General features: G+C 58.9%; 14 protein-coding genes and 2 pseudogenes. 12 read left to right on the plus strand and 4 right to left on the minus strand.

The genetic code is table 11. The annotated features are described in order from the left end of the window. Position 1 precedes the first annotated feature (1 nt). Positions 2–781 (minus strand): peroxide stress protein YaaA, encoded by a 780-nt coding sequence (gene yaaA / locus ACIQAL_RS24155; protein ID WP_401150059.1) that lies wholly within the window; start codon positions 779–781, stop codon positions 2–4. Between the two features lie 301 nt (positions 782–1,082). Between yaaA and ACIQAL_RS24160 the strand changes: the two are divergent. From ACIQAL_RS24160 to moaE, 5 genes and pseudogenes are all read left to right on the plus strand, one after another. After that, positions 1,083–2,246 (plus strand): annotated as a pseudogene (locus tag ACIQAL_RS24160) (polysaccharide deacetylase family protein); the annotation flags it as partial. A gap of 413 nt (positions 2,247–2,659) precedes the next feature. Then, complete coding sequence (locus ACIQAL_RS24165) at positions 2,660–4,054, plus strand: PhoH family protein (protein WP_401150060.1); 1,395 nt, start codon at positions 2,660–2,662, stop codon at positions 4,052–4,054. 124 nt (positions 4,055–4,178) lie between these two features. Then, positions 4,179–4,661, plus strand: a complete 483-nt coding sequence (moaC, locus tag ACIQAL_RS24170; RefSeq protein ID WP_341962187.1) for a cyclic pyranopterin monophosphate synthase MoaC — start codon at positions 4,179–4,181, stop codon at positions 4,659–4,661. Between the two features lie 5 nt (positions 4,662–4,666). Next, positions 4,667–4,912 (plus strand): MoaD/ThiS family protein, encoded by a 246-nt coding sequence (locus ACIQAL_RS24175; RefSeq protein WP_341964471.1) that lies wholly within the window; start codon positions 4,667–4,669, stop codon positions 4,910–4,912. Positions 4,913–4,914: 2 nt separating this feature from the next. Next, positions 4,915–5,364, plus strand: coding sequence for a molybdopterin synthase catalytic subunit MoaE (gene moaE / locus ACIQAL_RS24180; protein ID WP_401150061.1), 450 nt, complete (start codon positions 4,915–4,917; stop codon positions 5,362–5,364). Positions 5,365–5,511: 147 nt separating this feature from the next. On the opposite strand, the pseudogene rhlB reads toward moaE, so the two are convergent. Together rhlB and ACIQAL_RS24190 are read right to left on the minus strand one after the other, a co-directional pair. After that, positions 5,512–6,798, minus strand: a pseudogene (gene rhlB / locus ACIQAL_RS24185) (ATP-dependent RNA helicase RhlB); the annotation flags it as partial. A gap of 286 nt (positions 6,799–7,084) precedes the next feature. Continuing rightward, complete coding sequence (locus ACIQAL_RS24190) at positions 7,085–7,741, minus strand: alpha/beta hydrolase (RefSeq protein WP_401150062.1); 657 nt, start codon at positions 7,739–7,741, stop codon at positions 7,085–7,087. Positions 7,742–8,227: 486 nt separating this feature from the next. On the opposite strand from ACIQAL_RS24190, the gene ACIQAL_RS24195 reads away from it, so the two are divergent. The 6 genes from ACIQAL_RS24195 to ACIQAL_RS24220 all read left to right on the plus strand — a co-directional run bounded on the left by ACIQAL_RS24195 (position 8,228) and on the right by ACIQAL_RS24220 (position 14,557). Then, the gene (locus tag ACIQAL_RS24195) at positions 8,228–9,259 is read left to right on the plus strand and encodes an amino acid ABC transporter substrate-binding protein (RefSeq protein WP_401150064.1); all 1,032 of its coding nucleotides are present in this window, start codon (positions 8,228–8,230) and stop codon (positions 9,257–9,259) included. 66 nt (positions 9,260–9,325) lie between these two features. Continuing rightward, entirely contained in the window at positions 9,326–10,507 is a 1,182-nt protein-coding gene (locus ACIQAL_RS24200) for an amino acid ABC transporter permease (RefSeq protein WP_401150066.1), read from the plus strand. A 10-nt stretch (positions 10,508–10,517) separates the two neighbouring features. Beyond that, entirely contained in the window at positions 10,518–11,615 is a 1,098-nt protein-coding gene (locus ACIQAL_RS24205) for an amino acid ABC transporter permease (protein WP_401150067.1), read from the plus strand. 10 nt (positions 11,616–11,625) lie between these two features. Beyond that, on the plus strand, positions 11,626–12,390 hold the full coding sequence (locus ACIQAL_RS24210) for an amino acid ABC transporter ATP-binding protein (RefSeq protein WP_296179560.1): 765 nt from the start codon (positions 11,626–11,628) through the stop codon (positions 12,388–12,390). Positions 12,391–12,662: 272 nt separating this feature from the next. Then, the gene (locus ACIQAL_RS24215) at positions 12,663–13,970 is read left to right on the plus strand and encodes a CynX/NimT family MFS transporter (RefSeq protein WP_401150069.1); all 1,308 of its coding nucleotides are present in this window, start codon (positions 12,663–12,665) and stop codon (positions 13,968–13,970) included. Positions 13,971–14,059: 89 nt separating this feature from the next. Then, positions 14,060–14,557: a nuclear transport factor 2 family protein gene (locus ACIQAL_RS24220; RefSeq protein WP_401150070.1), complete on the plus strand. Its 498-nt coding sequence runs from the start codon at positions 14,060–14,062 to the stop codon at positions 14,555–14,557. Positions 14,558–14,575: 18 nt separating this feature from the next. Here the strand turns inward: ACIQAL_RS24220 and ACIQAL_RS24225 are convergent, their stop codons facing one another. Continuing rightward, complete coding sequence (locus ACIQAL_RS24225; RefSeq protein ID WP_401150071.1) at positions 14,576–15,454, minus strand: hypothetical protein; 879 nt, start codon at positions 15,452–15,454, stop codon at positions 14,576–14,578. 227 nt (positions 15,455–15,681) lie between these two features. Here ACIQAL_RS24225 and ACIQAL_RS24230 point away from each other — a divergent pair, with 227 nt between their 5' ends. Further along, positions 15,682–15,951: a GIY-YIG nuclease family protein gene (locus ACIQAL_RS24230; protein WP_401150150.1), complete on the plus strand. Its 270-nt coding sequence runs from the start codon at positions 15,682–15,684 to the stop codon at positions 15,949–15,951. Positions 15,952–15,973 lie beyond the last annotated feature (22 nt).

The raw sequence follows: 15,973 nt of genomic DNA on the forward strand, positions 1-15,973 counted from the left end.
TTCACTCCGCCCCTTCATCCCGCAAGAACACTAACTTGTCCGCCGTCGACAGTTCCTTTGCGTAGCGATACCCCTGCACATTGAACTCCTTCAGCTGTTCAGGCTTTTCAATGCGCTCGGAGATGACGAAACGGCTCATCATGCCGCGTGCCTTTTTGGCGTAGAAGCTGATGATTTTGTATTGGCCGTTTTTCTGGTCACGGAATTCGGTGTCGATGACGCGGGCTTTGAGGGCCGGGCGTTTGACGGCGGAGAAGTATTCGTTGGAGGCGAGGTTGAGCAGGACATCGTCGCCCTGTTCGGCCAGTGCTTCGTTGAGCCACTCGCTGATGCGGTTGCCCCAGAACGCATAAAGGTCTTTGCCGCGGCTGTTGGCCAGTTTGGTGCCCATTTCCAGGCGATACGGCTGCATCAGGTCCAGCGGGCGCAACAGGCCATAGAGGCCAGAGAGCATGCGCAGGTGCTGTTGGGCGTAGTCAAGATCAGCGTCTTTCAAGGTTTCGGCGTCGAGGCCGGTGTAGACGTCGCCTTTGAATGCCAGGATCGCGGGTTTGGCATTTTTGGGGGTGAGCGCCGGGGTCCAACTGCCGAAGCGGGCGGCGTTAAGGCCAGACAGTTTGTCGGACAAGTGCATCAGCTCGCCGATCTGCGTTGGGCTAAGTTCGCGCAACTGGGTGATCAATTCCTGAGAGTGGTCCAGGTATTGCGGCTGGGTGAAGCGCTCAGTCGTTGGCGGCGTTTCAAAATCGAGGGTTTTCGCTGGGGAAATCACCATCAGCATGCGGTCGTCTCCTTTAATCGTGGGGGCGATTCTAGGGGTTGCGGGCGGAGGACTCCAGCTATGGTGGTGATAGGCCGCATTCGGTGGGAGGGATTTTCTGTGGGAGCGAATTCATTCGCGAAAAAGGGCACAGGCGATAAAGGCGCGTCGGCTGTAATGCCTATGGCGAATGAACCCGCTCTCACAGGGGATCGCTGCAGGCCTGAAAGCGGGGTATCAAACGGAATGCCGTGCCACTCAAATCCGCTATAGTGCCTCGCCGGTTTCGGCTTCTTCGTTCAAGGATTGGGAGCACGTCGTTTTGCGCATGTTGTTATTGATCGGCGCCTGCTTGTTGGGCCTGAATGCCCAAGCGGCGACCGGGGATATCGCGACGATGGATCGCAGTGTCTGGCCCGAGGTGTTGGAAACACCACAGCTGTTCGATGTGGCGTCCCGTGCCGAGATCCTGAGTTTCGCCCACCAGTTGCTGGAAAGTGAAAACCTCAACGACGTTCAACTGGCGGATCGGCTGGGGCTTCGGCAGCTCAACCTGGCGTCGATGAACCTGATCCGCAACCGGATGTGGACACGCCTGTTCGAGAACTGGAAGGCCGCCGAGCAATCCTGTGAGGCCGATGCGTCGTTCTGTGTGTTGGTTGATGACGTGCCGATGCTGCGTCAGCGTGCGGCGGAATACAAAGTCGCCGACGATTCCTTCTATGCCCGCTGGGCAGCGCCTGCCGATGCGTTCAACCAGCGCTACCTGAGCGAACTGTTGCGCATGGCCGCGCTTTTTCCTCAGACCAGCAGCGAGATCGAGCGCTACAACTCGGACGAGTTGAGTGGCGACGAGATGCCGGATCGCACCTTCCTGCTCAATTTCGAGAGCGGTCCGACAGCTGCTGATGGCGCCACCGACTGGCTCGCGGATTTCATGCGTCAGCAGAAGATCAACGCCACGTTCTTCGTACTCGGCAAGAACCTGCAAAACCGCATTGACAGCAGTTCCCCCCAGGCGCTGCAAACCCTCTATCGCCAGCAATGCGTGGGCCTGCAGGGCTGGGAGTATCGCTCCCATGCGCACTGGAACGGCTGGCAGGATTCCATTGAGCGCAGCGCCGCGCTGGTCCAGCAAATGCTGCCGGACAACTTCGTGCCGCTGTTCCGTCCGCCCTACGGTCATCGTCGCGCCGACAGCGGGCAGTTCTTCCGCGACCAGCAGTTGCGCGTGTCGCTCTGGAACATCGACTCCCAGGACGCCACCGGTCGCATCGGCGTCGAGCAAACCGCCAATCGCGTGCTGACCCTGATGCTCCTCTGGCGTCGCGGCAATGTCGTGTTCCATGACAGCACCGACAAGGCGCAGCAAGCGGTGCCTTGGTTGATGGCCAACACCGCGCAGACGGGAATTGTCTGGGAGGACTGTCATATCTATCCGCAGCAGTTGTCGGACGAATCCGATCAGGACGAGCCCGAGGATGAGGATACCGACGAGCCCGCCGACGAGCCGCCTGCGAATCAGACACAGGAGTCTACCGAACAGGCTGAGAAGCCCGAAACACAAGGGGAGTAGGGGATTTTGCGAGGAGGGGGGTGGGATTTTTCCGAGGATTTCTCGCCGACCGGACTTCCGACTGTAAACGCGTAAGGAGCATCCGCCAAGGGCTATTCGTCATGCTGTGAAATAAACTTCAAATTCCATTCAAAACGCTTTTTTATGTCATCGGTTTTGCGGTATTACGACAACAGACCGCCGAACCCTGCAACACAGGTGGCGTCCCCCAGACTCCACTTTGCGCATTTTCCTCCTGCCTCAAGGAGGAAGCCTCGGCGGCCTTTTCGTAGCGCGGCATCACTGTGTGTCGCGTTATCTGGCTACTACAAAGGTGAGCGAGTATGGATGACCACGGACGCACCCCTTCCTCTAACCAGCCAATCCTCTATGTGCTCGATACCAATGTATTGATTCACGATCCAAACGCTCTGCTGAATTTCGAAGAACACCACGTTGCAATCCCCATGACGGTCCTCGAAGAACTGGACAAGCTCAAGGCGGGCAAGCACTCGGTCGCCGCAGAATGCCGCCAGGCTATTCGGTTGATCGACAAGACACTCGGTGAAGCGACCCCGGAGGAGGTCGAACAAGGCGTACCGATCGATCGCGGTACAGGTGTTTTAAAGGGTTATCTGTCCATCCTGATGAGCAAGCGCGAAGAGCCCAACAGCCTTCTGCCCGAGCACCTGAACGACAACATCATCATCAACCAACTCATCGACATGCACGCGCGCAGAAAGGACGTGCGCATCGTGCTGGTCACCAAAGACATCAACATGCGCCTCAAGGCTCGCGCCTGTGGCATCGAGGCTGAGGACTACAGCACCGATCAGTTGGTCGACGACGTATCGATGCTGTCTCGTGGCTATCACACCATGACCGGTTCCTTCTGGGATCGCGTGAGCAAGGTCGACACCCGTCAGGATCACGGCCGGACCTGGCACAAAGTGCAGATGACTGAGCAGATCCCGGCGGTCCACATCAACGAGTTCATCATCGACGAGCAGGGTTTCGTCGGCTGGGTCAAAGGCGTCAAGCCTGATGAATTGCTGCTGCTGGACATGCACCAGGAACCCTTGCTGCATCAGGAAGCCTGGGGGCTGAAACCACGGGATATCTATCAGGGGCTGGCGCTGTTCGCGCTGCTCGATCCTGATATCCATCTGGTCAACCTGTCTGGCGCGGCGGGGTCGGGCAAGACCATTCTGGCGCTGGCGGCTGCCATCGAGCAGACCATGGTCAGCAAACGGTATCGCCGCATCATTGCCACGCGTAGCGTGCAGGGGCTCGACCAGGAGATCGGCTTCCTGCCCGGCACTGAGGCGGAAAAAATGGAGCCATGGCTCGGCGCGATCACCGACAACCTGGAAGCGCTGCACATGGATGACGAAAACACCCATGGCAGTGTCGATTACATCCTCAGCAAAGTGCCGTTACAGTTCAAATCCCTCAACTACATACGGGGTCGCAGTTTCCAGCAGAGCCTGATTCTGATCGACGAGTGCCAGAACCTGACGCCGCACCAGATGAAAACCATCATCACCCGCGCCGGTGCCGGTTCCAAGGTGGTCTGCCTGGGTAACCTTGCGCAGATCGACACCCCTTACCTGTCGGCCACGAGTTCCGGGCTGACCTACCTGACGGAGCGTTTCAAGGACTTCCCGAATGGCGTGCACATCACCCTGCAAGGGGTGCCTCGTTCTATCCTGGCGGAGTATGCAGAAAGCCATCTGTAAATAGTGTCGAGCTTTGAGTTTCAAGCTGCAGGTGTTGGTCCGGCGTAGGGCCAATGCTTGCAGCTTGTAGCTCGAAACTCGCGTCTTGCCGCTATAATGCGGGCTCCTGTCCAGGAGTCATCCCGTGCTTACTCATCTCGATTCCCAAGGTCGCGCCAACATGGTCGACGTCACTGAAAAAGCCGTGACGTCCCGTGAAGCCGTGGCTGAAGCGCGCGTGCGCATGCTGCCCGAAACCCTGCAAATGATCGTCGCCGGAGGCCATCCGAAAGGGGATGTGTTCGCTGTGGCGCGTATCGCCGGGATTCAGGCCGCTAAAAAAACCAGCGACTTGATCCCCCTCTGCCACCCATTGATGCTCACCAGCGTGAAGGTTGAGCTGAACGCAGAAGGCGCGGACATCGTTCACATCGTTGCCCGCTGCAAACTATCCGGTCAGACCGGCGTAGAAATGGAAGCCCTGACGGCGGCCAGCGTCGCAGCGCTGACGATCTACGACATGTGCAAAGCCGTGGATCGCGGCATGGTCATCGAACACGTTCGGTTGCTGGAAAAGCTCGGCGGCAAGAGCGGGCATTTCGTGGCCGATGAGACGGTGGGCGCGTAATGAGCATTCATGTGCAGGTCCAATATTTTGCCCGGTTTCGCGAGACGCTCGGCACCGAAAGCGAAACCCTGGAAGGCGAGTTCGCCACCATTGACGCAGTGCGTCAGCATTTACTGCAACGCGGCGGCGTGTGGGACGTATTGAGCGAGCAAAGCATCATGTGCGCGCGCAATCAGGAACTCTGTTCGTTGAATGAGCCGGTTGAACAGGGCGACGAAGTGGCGTTCTTCCCGACCGTCACCGGAGGCTGAACATGGCCATTCGAGTGCAGGCCGGTGCGTTCGATCCTGGAGCTGAGGTCAATGCCATGCACGACGCTGATGTGGGCGTCGGCGCGGTCGTGACGTTCGTCGGCTACGTGCGCGACTTCAATGACGGCCGCGAGGTGTCGGGGATGTTTCTGGAGCACTATCCAGGCATGACCGAGAAGGCGTTGGGCAAGATCACCGACGAAGCGCAGCAGCGCTGGCCGTTGCTCAAGATCGAAGTGCTGCATCGGGTCGGGGCGCTGGAGCCGGGCGAACCGATTGTGTTCGTCGGCGTGGCCAGCGCGCATCGTCAGGCGGCATTTGAAGCCTGCGATTTCGTGATGGATTATCTAAAGACCCGCGCGCCGTTCTGGAAGAAGGAAAACACGTCGCAAGGCCCGCGCTGGGTGGAAGGGCGGGAGAGCGATCACCAGGCGGCAGATCGCTGGAAATAGGGGATTGCCCCTTTTTCGGGGCTGACTGAAAATCCTGTGGGAGCGAATTCATTCGCGATGGGCTGGTACATCCGACGTATCTCTATCGGCTGTACCACCGAATCGCGAATGAATTCGCTCCTACAGGTCAGCACCGCGTGAGCTATGTCACTCTGCTGCGGGCTCGACCCTTGGCTTACGCACCACCGCCCTGAGCAATTCGGTCGGCGGCATTTCGCAGCTGATCTTGCGGCCCAGTTTCTCTTCGATGGACGGCAACTGGTACGAATCATCCTCACCCGCGAAGCTGATCGACACACCGTCGGCGCCCGCACGGCCTGTACGACCAATGCGGTGCACGTAGTCGTCCGGCACTTCCGGCAGGGTGAAGTTGATCACGTGGCTAATGCCATCGATGTGAATGCCGCGACCGGCAACATCAGTGGCCACCAGCACGCGAATCTTGCCCTCGCGGAAACCTTCCAGCGTCTTGATCCGCTTGTGCTGCGGGACGTCGCCCGACAGTTGCGCTGCATTAACGCCGTCGCGCACCAGACGCTCTTCGATGCGGCGCACTTCGTCCTTGCGGTTGGCGAACACCATCACCCGTGACCAGCCGTTGTCATTGATCAGGTTGTACAGCAGCTTGTATTTGTCGGCCGCAGCAACCGCGTAGATATGCTGCTCCACGTTATCGCTGGCGACGTTCACGGATTCAATTTCGACAATGGCCGGGTCGGTGGTCCACTGCTTCGCCAGGTTCATGACGTCGTCGGTGAAGGTCGCAGAGAACAGCAGTGTCTGGCGCTCGCCTTTGTGCGGCGTCTGACGAATGATCGAGCGGACTTGCGGGATGAAACCCATGTCCAGCATGCGGTCGGCTTCGTCGAGCACCATGACCTCAACCATGTCCAGGTGCACTTCGCCGCGCTGGTTGAAGTCCAGCAAACGGCCAGGGGTGGCAACCAGAATGTCGCAGTGACGGGCTTCAAGCTGCTTGAGCTGCTTGTCGAAGTCCATGCCACCCACGAAGGTCATGACGTTGAGGTCGGTGTATTTGGTCAGTGCCGCGGCGTCTTTCGCGATTTGCACCACCAACTCACGGGTCGGCGCGATGATCAGCGCACGGGGTTCGCCCATGTAGCGTTCTTTTGGCGGCGGAGTCTGAGTCAGCTGCGTGATGATCGAAATCAAAAACGCGGCGGTCTTGCCAGTGCCAGTCTGTGCGCGACCGATGGCGTCCTTGCCTTTGAGCGTGAAGCCCAGGACACCCGCCTGAATCGGCGTGCAGTAAGGGAAGCCCAGGTCCTGAATAGCGTGCATCAATTCTGGGGCGAGCGGGAAATCATGAAAGCGGGTCTTGCCTTCCTGGGGTTCCACCACGAAATCTTCGATTTTCCATGGCACTGCGACAGGCTTGGGAGCGCGTTCACGGCGTGGGCGCTCGGCCTTGGGACGTTGCGGGGTGGGCTCGTCGCTGGCGTTTGATGGCGCGGATTGCGCTACCGGTGTAGAGGCTTCCCGAAAAGCGCTTTCAGTCGGGCTGACGGAGGCGGGGAGAGGCGCAGCGGGCGCGAGCTGCCCAGCCTCGCTTTTACCGAACATTTTTTTAAGTGCTTTGAGCACGGTCATCTCATCGATTGATTAAGGAATGTACGCCGGGCAGTGTAATGCAAGAATCGGGCGCGGCGTAGTGCCATACCAAATTCGCCAGACAAAGGAAAGGATCAAAACGCGCTTTTTAACGCAGCCGATCCCCGAGCCAGACGCCTATATCGGCGATTTCCTGCGGTAACACTTCATGGCCCATTGGGTATTCCTGCCATGTCACGGTGACGCCTTGGGCTTTCAGATGCTCGTATGCGGTTCGGCCCATCGCGTTCTGCACCACCTCATCGTGTTGTCCGTGGAGGCAGTACGCCGGAATGCGCTGCTGACTGGCCGAAAGCGTCATGTCATCGCTGAAAGTCGGCGCATAGGTGGACAGCGCAAGCACCCCGCCCAGTGGGCCTTCCCAGCGCAGGAATGCCGCGTGCAGCACCACCGCGCCCCCTTGTGAAAAACCCGCCAGAAAGATTCTTGCCGGGTCAATGCCGCTGTCCCGCTGGCCTTCGATCAGTGCCAGCACGCGTTGGGCCGACCCTTCCAATTGGTCACGATCAATGGCTCGCGCCGGGCTCATGGCCTTGATGTCGTACCAACTGGGCATCTCATAGCCACCATTCACCGTCACTGCGCGAGTTGGCGCCTGCGGAAGAATGAAGCGTGTGGAGAGCAATGATTGCTGGAGTGCCTCGGCGACTGGCATGAAGTCGTAACGGTCTGCACCGAGGCCGTGCAGCCAGATGACGCAAGCATCGGCCGCTTTTTCGGGCTCAAGGATCAAAGGCTCGCTCATGTGTGCTCCATTTGTGTGCGGGCGGAATTCAGGCCTGCTTCAACGCAGTGCGCAGGCGATGTCATAAATGAAAGAAGATGTCGCAAGGTTACAAGTTTTGATCTTGACCTGTCGCTAATACGAGTTTGCCACCATGGTGGTACGCGCTTTGCTACAAAACAACCGGAGTGAAGGCGCTCACCTTGCGCGGTAACACTAGTAGGCTAGGCGTCACGCCGCTTATTGTTACGCCGAGGCAGCATGGAGTCCATCGAGAGGATCTCCGGCACGATTCGCCCCGTACCTTCGGGTGCAGGGACATCATGGGGCTTCAGTCCATTTGACCCGCCAATCCGATGACACCGTTTGCGTAATGTTTCGCGCGGTTCCCGGATCACGGTTCAAACGTCGCATGACCCAAAAACAAGCCAGCACGGGTCATGAATGCCTCACAAGGGTGCGACGGGCTAAAGCTCCCACACAACAAAGAGCAAACTGGAGGTTTGAATGAAGATGTTGAAATCCACCCTGGCTGTAGTGGCCGCCGCAGCAGCGCTCGGTCTGACCGGTTTCGCTCAAGCGGGCGCCAAACTGGACGCCATTCAGAAGAAAGGCTTCATCCAGTGCGGCGTGAGTGACGGTCTGCCAGGTTTCTCGGTACCGGACAAAAGCGGCAAGATCCAGGGTATCGACGCTGACTTCTGCCGCGCTGTTGCCGCTGCTGTCTTCGGTGATGCGACCAAGGTCAAATTCAGCCAACTGAACGCCAAAGAGCGCTTCACCGCGCTGCAATCGGGCGAGATCGACATCCTCTCGCGTAACACCACCTGGACCAGCTCCCGCGATGCGAGCATGGGTCTGGAATTTCCTGGCTTCGTCACCTACTACGACGGCGTTGGCTTCCTGGCCAACACCAAGCTGGGCGTGAAAAGTGCCAAGGAACTGGACGGTGCGACCATCTGTATTCAGGCCGGTACTACCACTGAGCTGAACGTCTCCGACTACTTCCGCGCCAACAACCTGAAATACACCCCGATCACCTTCGACACCTCCGACGAAAGCGCCAAGTCGCTGGAGTCCGGCCGTTGCGACGTGCTGACTTCCGACAAATCCCAGCTGTACGCACAGCGCTCCAAGCTGGCTTCGCCGAAAGACTACGTCGTTCTGCCTGAAACCATCTCCAAGGAGCCTCTGGCACCGGTTGTGGCCCGTGGTGACGACGAGTGGACCTCCATCGTTCGCTGGGTTGGCTATGCACTGCTGAACACCGAAGAAGCGGGCATCACTTCGAAGAACGTCGAAGCCGAAGCCAAAGCCACCAAGAACCCGGACGTAGCCCGTCTGCTGGGTGCTGATGGCGAATACGGCCCTCAGCTGAAACTGCCGAAGGACTGGGTCGTCAAGATCGTTGCCCAAGTCGGTAACTACGGTGAAATCTTCGAGAAGAACCTGGGTAAAACCACGCCTCTGGAAATCGACCGTGGCCAGAACGCTCTGTGGACCAATGGCGGCATCCAATACGCGCCACCTGTACGTTGATTGACCTGTGCCCGGCTGCGTATCCCGCAGCCGGGCGCTTCGTTGCATTTTCTCTGGGGCACTCCCATGCAAAATCAGATCAGCGCACCCAAGCAGAGGCTATCCCTCAGCGATCCCAAAGTGCGTGCGTGGCTATTTCAGATAATCACGGTTATCGCCGTAGTCGCGATGGGTTGGTATCTGTTCGATAACACCCAAACCAACCTGCAACACCGGGGTATTACCTCAGGTTTCGGTTTCCTGCAAAACAGCGCCGGTTTCGGCATCGCGCAACACCTGATTCCTTTTACGGAATCGGATTCGTACGCGCGCGTGTTCCTCATCGGTTTGCTCAACACCCTGCTGGTGACCTTCATCGGCGTGATTCTCGCGACCCTGCTCGGCTTCATCGTCGGCGTGGCGCGGCTTTCGAACAACTGGATCATCAACAAGCTGGCGACGGTTTACGTTGAAGTCTTCCGTAACATTCCGCCTCTGCTGCAGATCCTGTTCTGGTACTTCGCCGTGTTCCTGACCTTGCCAGGTCCACGTGCCGCTCACGGCTTCCTGGGTTCGTTCTTCGTCAGCAGCCGGGGGCTGAACATGCCGGCGGCGATCACCAACGACGCTACCTGGCCGTTCGTGATCAGCATCGTGGTGGCCATCGTCGCCATCGTGATCATGGCTAAATGGGCGAACAAACGCTTCGAAGCGACGGGCGTCCCTTTCCACAAGTTCTGGGCGGGCCTGGCCCTGTTCATCGTAATACCGGGACTGTGTGCGGCGATCTTCGGTGCGCCGGTGCATTGGGAAGTGCCTGCACTCAAAGGTTTCAACTTCGTCGGCGGCTGGGTATTGATCCCTGAACTGCTCGCGCTGACCCTTGCCCTGACCGTCTACACCGCCGCGTTCATCGCGGAAATCGTGCGTTCGGGCATCAAATCCGTCAGCCACGGCCAGACCGAAGCCGCACGTTCTTTGGGCCTGCGCCCGGGGCCGACGCTGCGCAAGGTCATCATCCCGCAAGCCCTGCGGGTGATCATTCCGCCGTTGACCAGCCAATACCTCAACCTTGCGAAAAACTCCTCGCTGGCGGCCGGTATCGGTTATCCGGAGATGGTTTCGCTGTTCGCCGGTACCGTGTTGAACCAGACCGGTCAGGCCATCGAAGTCATTGCCATCACCATGAGCGTGTACCTGGCGATCAGTATCAGCATTTCTCTGCTGATGAACTGGTACAACAAGCGCATTGCGCTGATCGAGCGGTGAGGAAACGCGCATGACATCCCATATTTTCAAACCCGACATGCCGCCGCCGAGCAAAGTCTTCGGCCCGGTGGCATGGATGCGCCAGAACCTGTTCTCGAACTGGATCAACACGCTGTTGACCCTGTTCGCGATCTACCTGATCTGGCTGGTCATTCCTCCGCTCCTGAGCTGGTCGATCTTCGACGCCAACTGGGTCGGCACCACGCGCGCCGACTGCACCAAGGCCGGTGCATGCTGGGTCTTCATCGAACAGCGCTTCGGCCAGTTCATGTACGGCTACTACCCGCAGGAGTTGCGCTGGAGGGTCGATCTGACCGTCTGGCTGGCGATCATCGGCGCGGCGCCGCTGTTCATCAAAGCCATGCCACGCAAAGCTGTTTACGGCCTGAGCTTCCTGGTCATCTACCCGATCGTGGCGTTCTTCCTGCTGCATGGCGGCGTGTTCGGCATGACCGAAGTCGCCACCAGCCAGTGGGGCGGCCTGATGCTGACACTGGTCATCGCCACGGTCGGTATCGCCGGTGCGTTGCCGTTGGGCGTGATCCTCGCACTGGGGCGTCGCTCCGACCTGCCGGCGATTCGCGTGCTCTGCGTGACGTTCATCGAGTTCTGGCGCGGCGTGCCGTTGATCACCGTGCTGTTCATGTCGTCGGTGATGCTGCCGCTGTTCCTGCCAGAAGGCATGAACTTCGACAAACTGCTGCGCGCCCTGATCGGCGTGATCATGTTCCAGTCGGCTTATGTCGCCGAGGTGGTGCGTGGTGGCATGCAGGCCATTCCGAAAGGCCAGTATGAAGCCGCTGCGGCCATGGGCCTGGGCTACTGGCGTCGGATGGGCCTGGTGATTCTGCCGCAAGCCCTGAAGCTGGTGATTCCGGGTCTGGTGAACACCGTGATCGCGCTGTTCAAGGACACCAGTCTGGTGATCATCATCGGCCTGTTCGACCTGCTCAACAGCGTCAAGCAAGCGGCAGCCGACCCGAACTGGCTCGGCATGGCGACCGAGGGCTACGTGTTCGCGGCCCTGGTGTTCTGGATCTTCTGTTTCGGTATGTCCCGCTACTCCATGCATTTGGAGCGCAAGTTGGACACAGGCCACAAGCGTTAGGAGTTATGAGATGAGTGAAGCTATCAAAAAGCCCCTGGGCGCCGAAGGCATGATCCGGATGGAAGGCGTACACAAGTGGTACGGCCAGTTCCACGTGCTGAAAGACATCAACCTGAACGTGCGTCAGGGCGAGCGTATCGTGCTGTGCGGCCCGTCGGGCTCGGGTAAATCGACCACCATTCGCTGCCTGAACCGTCTGGAAGAACACCAGCAAGGTCGCATCGTTGTCGATGGCACCGAGCTGACTTCAGACCTGAAGCAGATCGAAACCATCCGCCGCGAAGTCGGCATGGTGTTCCAGCACTTCAACCTGTTCCCGCACCTGACCATCCTGCAGAACTGCACGTTGGCACCGATGTGGGTCCGCAAGATGCCGAAGAAAAAGGCCGAAGAAATCGCCATGCACTATCTGGAGCGCGTGCGCATTCCAGAGCAGGCGCACAAGTACCCGGGCCAACTCTCCGGCGGTCAGCAGCAGCGTGTGGCCATCGCCCGTGCCCTGTGCATGAAGCCAAAAATCATGCTGTTCGATGAGCCGACCTCGGCCCTCGACCCGGAAATGGTGAAAGAGGTATTGGACACCATGGTCGGCCTGGCGGAAGAAGGCATGACCATGCTCTGCGTGACCCACGAAATGGGCTTCGCCCGCACCGTGGCCAACCGCGTGATCTTCATGGACAAAGGTGAAATCGTCGAACAAGCTGCCCCGAACGACTTCTTCGACAACCCGCAAAGCGACCGTACCAAGCTGTTCCTCAGTCAGATCCTGCACTGAGTTAATAGCTGCGTTAACCAGAAACCCGGGCCCTGTGCCCGGGTTTCTCGTTTAAGCCCCCACCTGTAGGAGCCAGCTTGCTGGCGAACCCTTTGTGTCAGCGCCTTGGTCGTGGCCGATCCACCGCATTCGCCAGCAAGCCGGCTCCTACAGAAACCTGCGCTGGCGAGGTTGTACTCAATCTTCGTAAAACTTGTGTTCTCTGCCGATCTCCAACAGGATTACGTCTTTGCGCAATGCGCTGTTACACATCCTGCCCCCACGAGAATCCCATGACGACCAAGGCGCCTACGGCGAGCGACACGCTATCCCCTTCCCGAAAACATCATGAAATCGACGAGCTGCTGATTGACGCGGAGGCTGATGACGATGAAGTCCAGCAGCACCGGCCTGTCCTGAAACGCCCGTGGTTTCTGCTATTGGGATTGGTGCTGGTGGCGTTGAACCTGCGGCCGGCGCTGTCGAGCATGGCGCCGGTGCTCAGTGAGGTGTCGAAGGGTCTGGGTCTGTCAGCGGCCAAGGCGGGTTTGCTGACGACGCTGCCGGTGCTGTGTCTCGGTTTGTTCGCGCCATTGGCGCCGATCCTGGCGCGGCGTTTCGGCAGCGAGCGCGTGGTGCTGGGGATTCTGATGACCCTGACGTGCGGCATCCTGTTGCGCAGTTCGTTCGGTGAAGTCGGCTTGTTCGCGGGCAGCATCATGGCGGGCGCGAGCATTGGTATCATCGGCGTGCTGCTTCCGGGTATCGTCAAACGCGATTTCGCCAAGCAGGCCGGCACCATGACCGGCGTATACACCATGGCTCTGTGCCTTGGGGCGGCGGTGGCGGCGGGTTCGACGGTGCCGTTGAGCCAAGTGTTTGGAAACGAAAGCAGCAGCGACTGGACACTCGGCCTTGGGTTCTGGATCGTCCCCGCGGTGATTGCCGCGATCTTCTGGTGGCCACAAACCCGTCAACGCCAGGGGCAGCATCAGGTGGCCTATCGGGTGCGTGGGCTGTTCCGTGATCGTCTGGCGCGGCAAGTCACCTTATATATGGGGCTGCAATCGTCGCTGGCCTATATCGTTTTCGGCTGGTTGCCGTCGATCCTCATTGGCCGTGGCCTGACCCCTACAGAAGCGGGTCTGCTGCTGTCGGGGTCGATCATGGTGCAACTGGTCAGCTCGCTCACTGCACCCTGGCTGGCTACACGGGGTAAGGATCAACGACTGGCGATCCTGCTGGTCATGCTGCTGACACTGGGTGGTCTGTATGGTTGTCTGTACGCGCCCCTCAATCAGCTGTGGCTCTGGGCCGTGGTGCTGGGGTTGGGGCAGGGCGGTACGTTCAGCCTGGCGCTGACCTTGATCGTGTTGCGCTCCCGCGATTCTCATGTCGCCGCCAACCTGTCGAGCATGGCTCAGGGCGTGGGCTACACGTTGGCCTCGCTGGGTCCGTTCGCGGTTGGCGTGGTGCATGACTGGACGGGCAACTGGAGCGCGGTCGGCTGGATCTTCGGCATCATTGGCGTGGGTGCGATTCTGGCGGGTATGGGCGCCGGGCGTGCGCTGTACGTCGACGTGACCAGCGAGAAAGTTTGAGTCGAGGTATTTGCCCGGCGAATGTCCGTGGCAAAACGCTCCGCTGCCGCTTATCGTGCAGGCATCTTTTTCCATGGACGACACTGCGTATGAGCGATCTCCACACCACCGAACAGCCTGGCGAACACAACAGCGCCCTGATCCGCCGTTTCTACGAGGCGTTCAATCGGCTCGACGCCGAGGCCATGGCCGCCTGTTACACCGACGACGTGTTGTTCAGCGACCCGGTGTTCGGTGAGTTACGGGGAAGCGAGGCCGGTGACATGTGGCGCATGTTGACGTCGCGGGCCAAGGAATTCTCCATCCGCTTCGACAATGTGCGTGCCGACGAACGCTCCGGCGGCGCACATTGGGTGGCGACCTACCTGTTCAGCCAGACCGGCCGCACCGTGGTCAACGATATTCAGGCGCGCTTCGTGTTTCGCGAAGGCAAGATTTGCGAACACCACGACAACTTCGACCTGTGGCGTTGGTCGCGGCAGGCGTTGGGTGCGAAGGGTGCGTTGCTGGGCTGGACACCGTTCGTTCAAAACGCCATTCGCGCCCAGGCGAAGAAGGGGCTACGCAGCTTTCGCCAAGGGCTCTAGCGCGTAGCCACCGTTCGGTTATCCGGGCTCTTTCATACTCTGGACTGAAGGTTTGTAGATGAATGTCGGGCCCTTCCTGTTGTGCAGGTCAATTTCAATTATCGGAATGAAGCGTCCGGTTTGAGCATAAAAATCCTGTTGATCATGGCGAGCATAATCCCCTGAACCATGCTTATTTTTCACGTAGAAAAACGCTTGGATGGGCAGGCGATGCGCATGATTTTCGTCCCAGGCTTTAACCATCACCTCGTTCCACGGGAACGGGTCGCCCCGTAATAGCTTCATCAAGCGCAACGTGCCGTAAAACTCCTTCGTCGCTTCCGCTCCGCGCGATTCGCTCATATCGAACGCGCATTGACTGTAATAGCGCTCACCACTATGACCCGGCGTGAACGTGTATTTTTCGAACCATTCTCCGGCGGTGCGAACACCTATTTCCTGGCAAAACATCTCGGTGTCCGAAGTCCGAGAGTTGTCTCCGCAACCACCTCGATCTCGGTACCACGAATCACCATCTGTCGGGTACGCGCACAACACTTCGTATGCCAGGGCTTCAGGTTTCTTCAAGCTGTCAGGCATGAGGATATAACCGCTCTTGCCACTTCCGGCGAGGCGTTGGATAGGCGCGTCTGCACGCATGTAGGAAAACGACACGCCGCCTTTCTCTCTCGAGTTTGGGCTGTGATCCCATGTGTGATAAGCGAGAGAGGGCTTGGTGGTGCGTAGCAGTATTCCCGAGCATTTGAAGGCCGGCGAATTGCCTGCACACGCTTCGCGCGTGTCGTGGTACTGACGAGTGAGCGCTCTCGCCGTATCTTCGCCAATTCCCGCAAGTACTGCGCCTGAGGTCGATGCGCAGCCAGCGGTGATTGCGACCATAAGCAGATGTTTGTTCATTTGGTAAAGCTCCATCCTTGGTTTGAAGCTTCACGGTAAGCAGTGCATACAGGTCGGTCTGTCCGTCTATGTCCCGCGTCAAGGCGTGAGTCATTGATTGAGAGAGTAGGAGTAACTTGGTTCACCGGTGACCTTTACGTCTGTCGACCGTAGGATGCCGCCTGTGTATTCTGCGCAGACTTTCCAGCCGAGACACCGCTGTGCCCGTCGAACCCTTTGTAGGAAGCATGCCTAAGCCTTGGTTCGTGTATTTGGTGCGGGCCGCCAACGGCTCGCTGTATTGCGGCATCAGCGACGACCCCCACAGGCGCTTCACCAAACACCAGAGTGGAAAGGGCGCGCGATTTTTCTTTTCCAGCCCTGCCGTGGCTCTCGTGTATATCGAAGCGTGCCGCGACAAGGGTGAGGCGCTGCGTCAGGAGCGACTGATCAAGAAACTACGCAAGCGGGCAAAGGAAGCGCTCGTGGCCAGTTTTGTCCTGACGCGTTCCGAGTAACGACGTGCTGCTGTGTAGGCCG

The organism is Pseudomonas sp. NPDC088368, from assembly GCF_044753445.1.
In the GTDB taxonomy this organism is placed as follows: domain Bacteria; phylum Pseudomonadota; class Gammaproteobacteria; order Pseudomonadales; family Pseudomonadaceae; genus Aquipseudomonas; species Aquipseudomonas bambusae.

Bases quoted from the DNA above. Each gene is read 5' to 3' on its own strand.
- moaE (WP_401150061.1), top strand. From the start codon at position 4,915: ATGGCCATTCGAGTGCAGGCCGGTGCGTTCGATCCTGGAGCTGAGGTC.
- ACIQAL_RS24230 (WP_401150150.1), top strand. From the start codon at position 15,682: ATGCCTAAGCCTTGGTTCGTGTATTTGGTGCGGGCCGCCAACGGCTCG.
- ACIQAL_RS24190 (WP_401150062.1), bottom strand. From the start codon at position 7,741: ATGAGCGAGCCTTTGATCCTTGAGCCCGAAAAAGCGGCCGATGCTTGC.
- ACIQAL_RS24220 (WP_401150070.1), top strand. From the start codon at position 14,060: ATGAGCGATCTCCACACCACCGAACAGCCTGGCGAACACAACAGCGCC.
- ACIQAL_RS24210 (WP_296179560.1), top strand. From the start codon at position 11,626: ATGAGTGAAGCTATCAAAAAGCCCCTGGGCGCCGAAGGCATGATCCGG.
- ACIQAL_RS24225 (WP_401150071.1), bottom strand. From the start codon at position 15,454: ATGAACAAACATCTGCTTATGGTCGCAATCACCGCTGGCTGCGCATCG.
- ACIQAL_RS24215 (WP_401150069.1), top strand. From the start codon at position 12,663: ATGACGACCAAGGCGCCTACGGCGAGCGACACGCTATCCCCTTCCCGA.
- yaaA (WP_401150059.1), bottom strand. From the start codon at position 781: ATGCTGATGGTGATTTCCCCAGCGAAAACCCTCGATTTTGAAACGCCG.
- ACIQAL_RS24195 (WP_401150064.1), top strand. From the start codon at position 8,228: ATGAAGATGTTGAAATCCACCCTGGCTGTAGTGGCCGCCGCAGCAGCG.
- ACIQAL_RS24200 (WP_401150066.1), top strand. From the start codon at position 9,326: ATGCAAAATCAGATCAGCGCACCCAAGCAGAGGCTATCCCTCAGCGAT.
- ACIQAL_RS24205 (WP_401150067.1), top strand. From the start codon at position 10,518: ATGACATCCCATATTTTCAAACCCGACATGCCGCCGCCGAGCAAAGTC.
- ACIQAL_RS24165 (WP_401150060.1), top strand. From the start codon at position 2,660: ATGGATGACCACGGACGCACCCCTTCCTCTAACCAGCCAATCCTCTAT.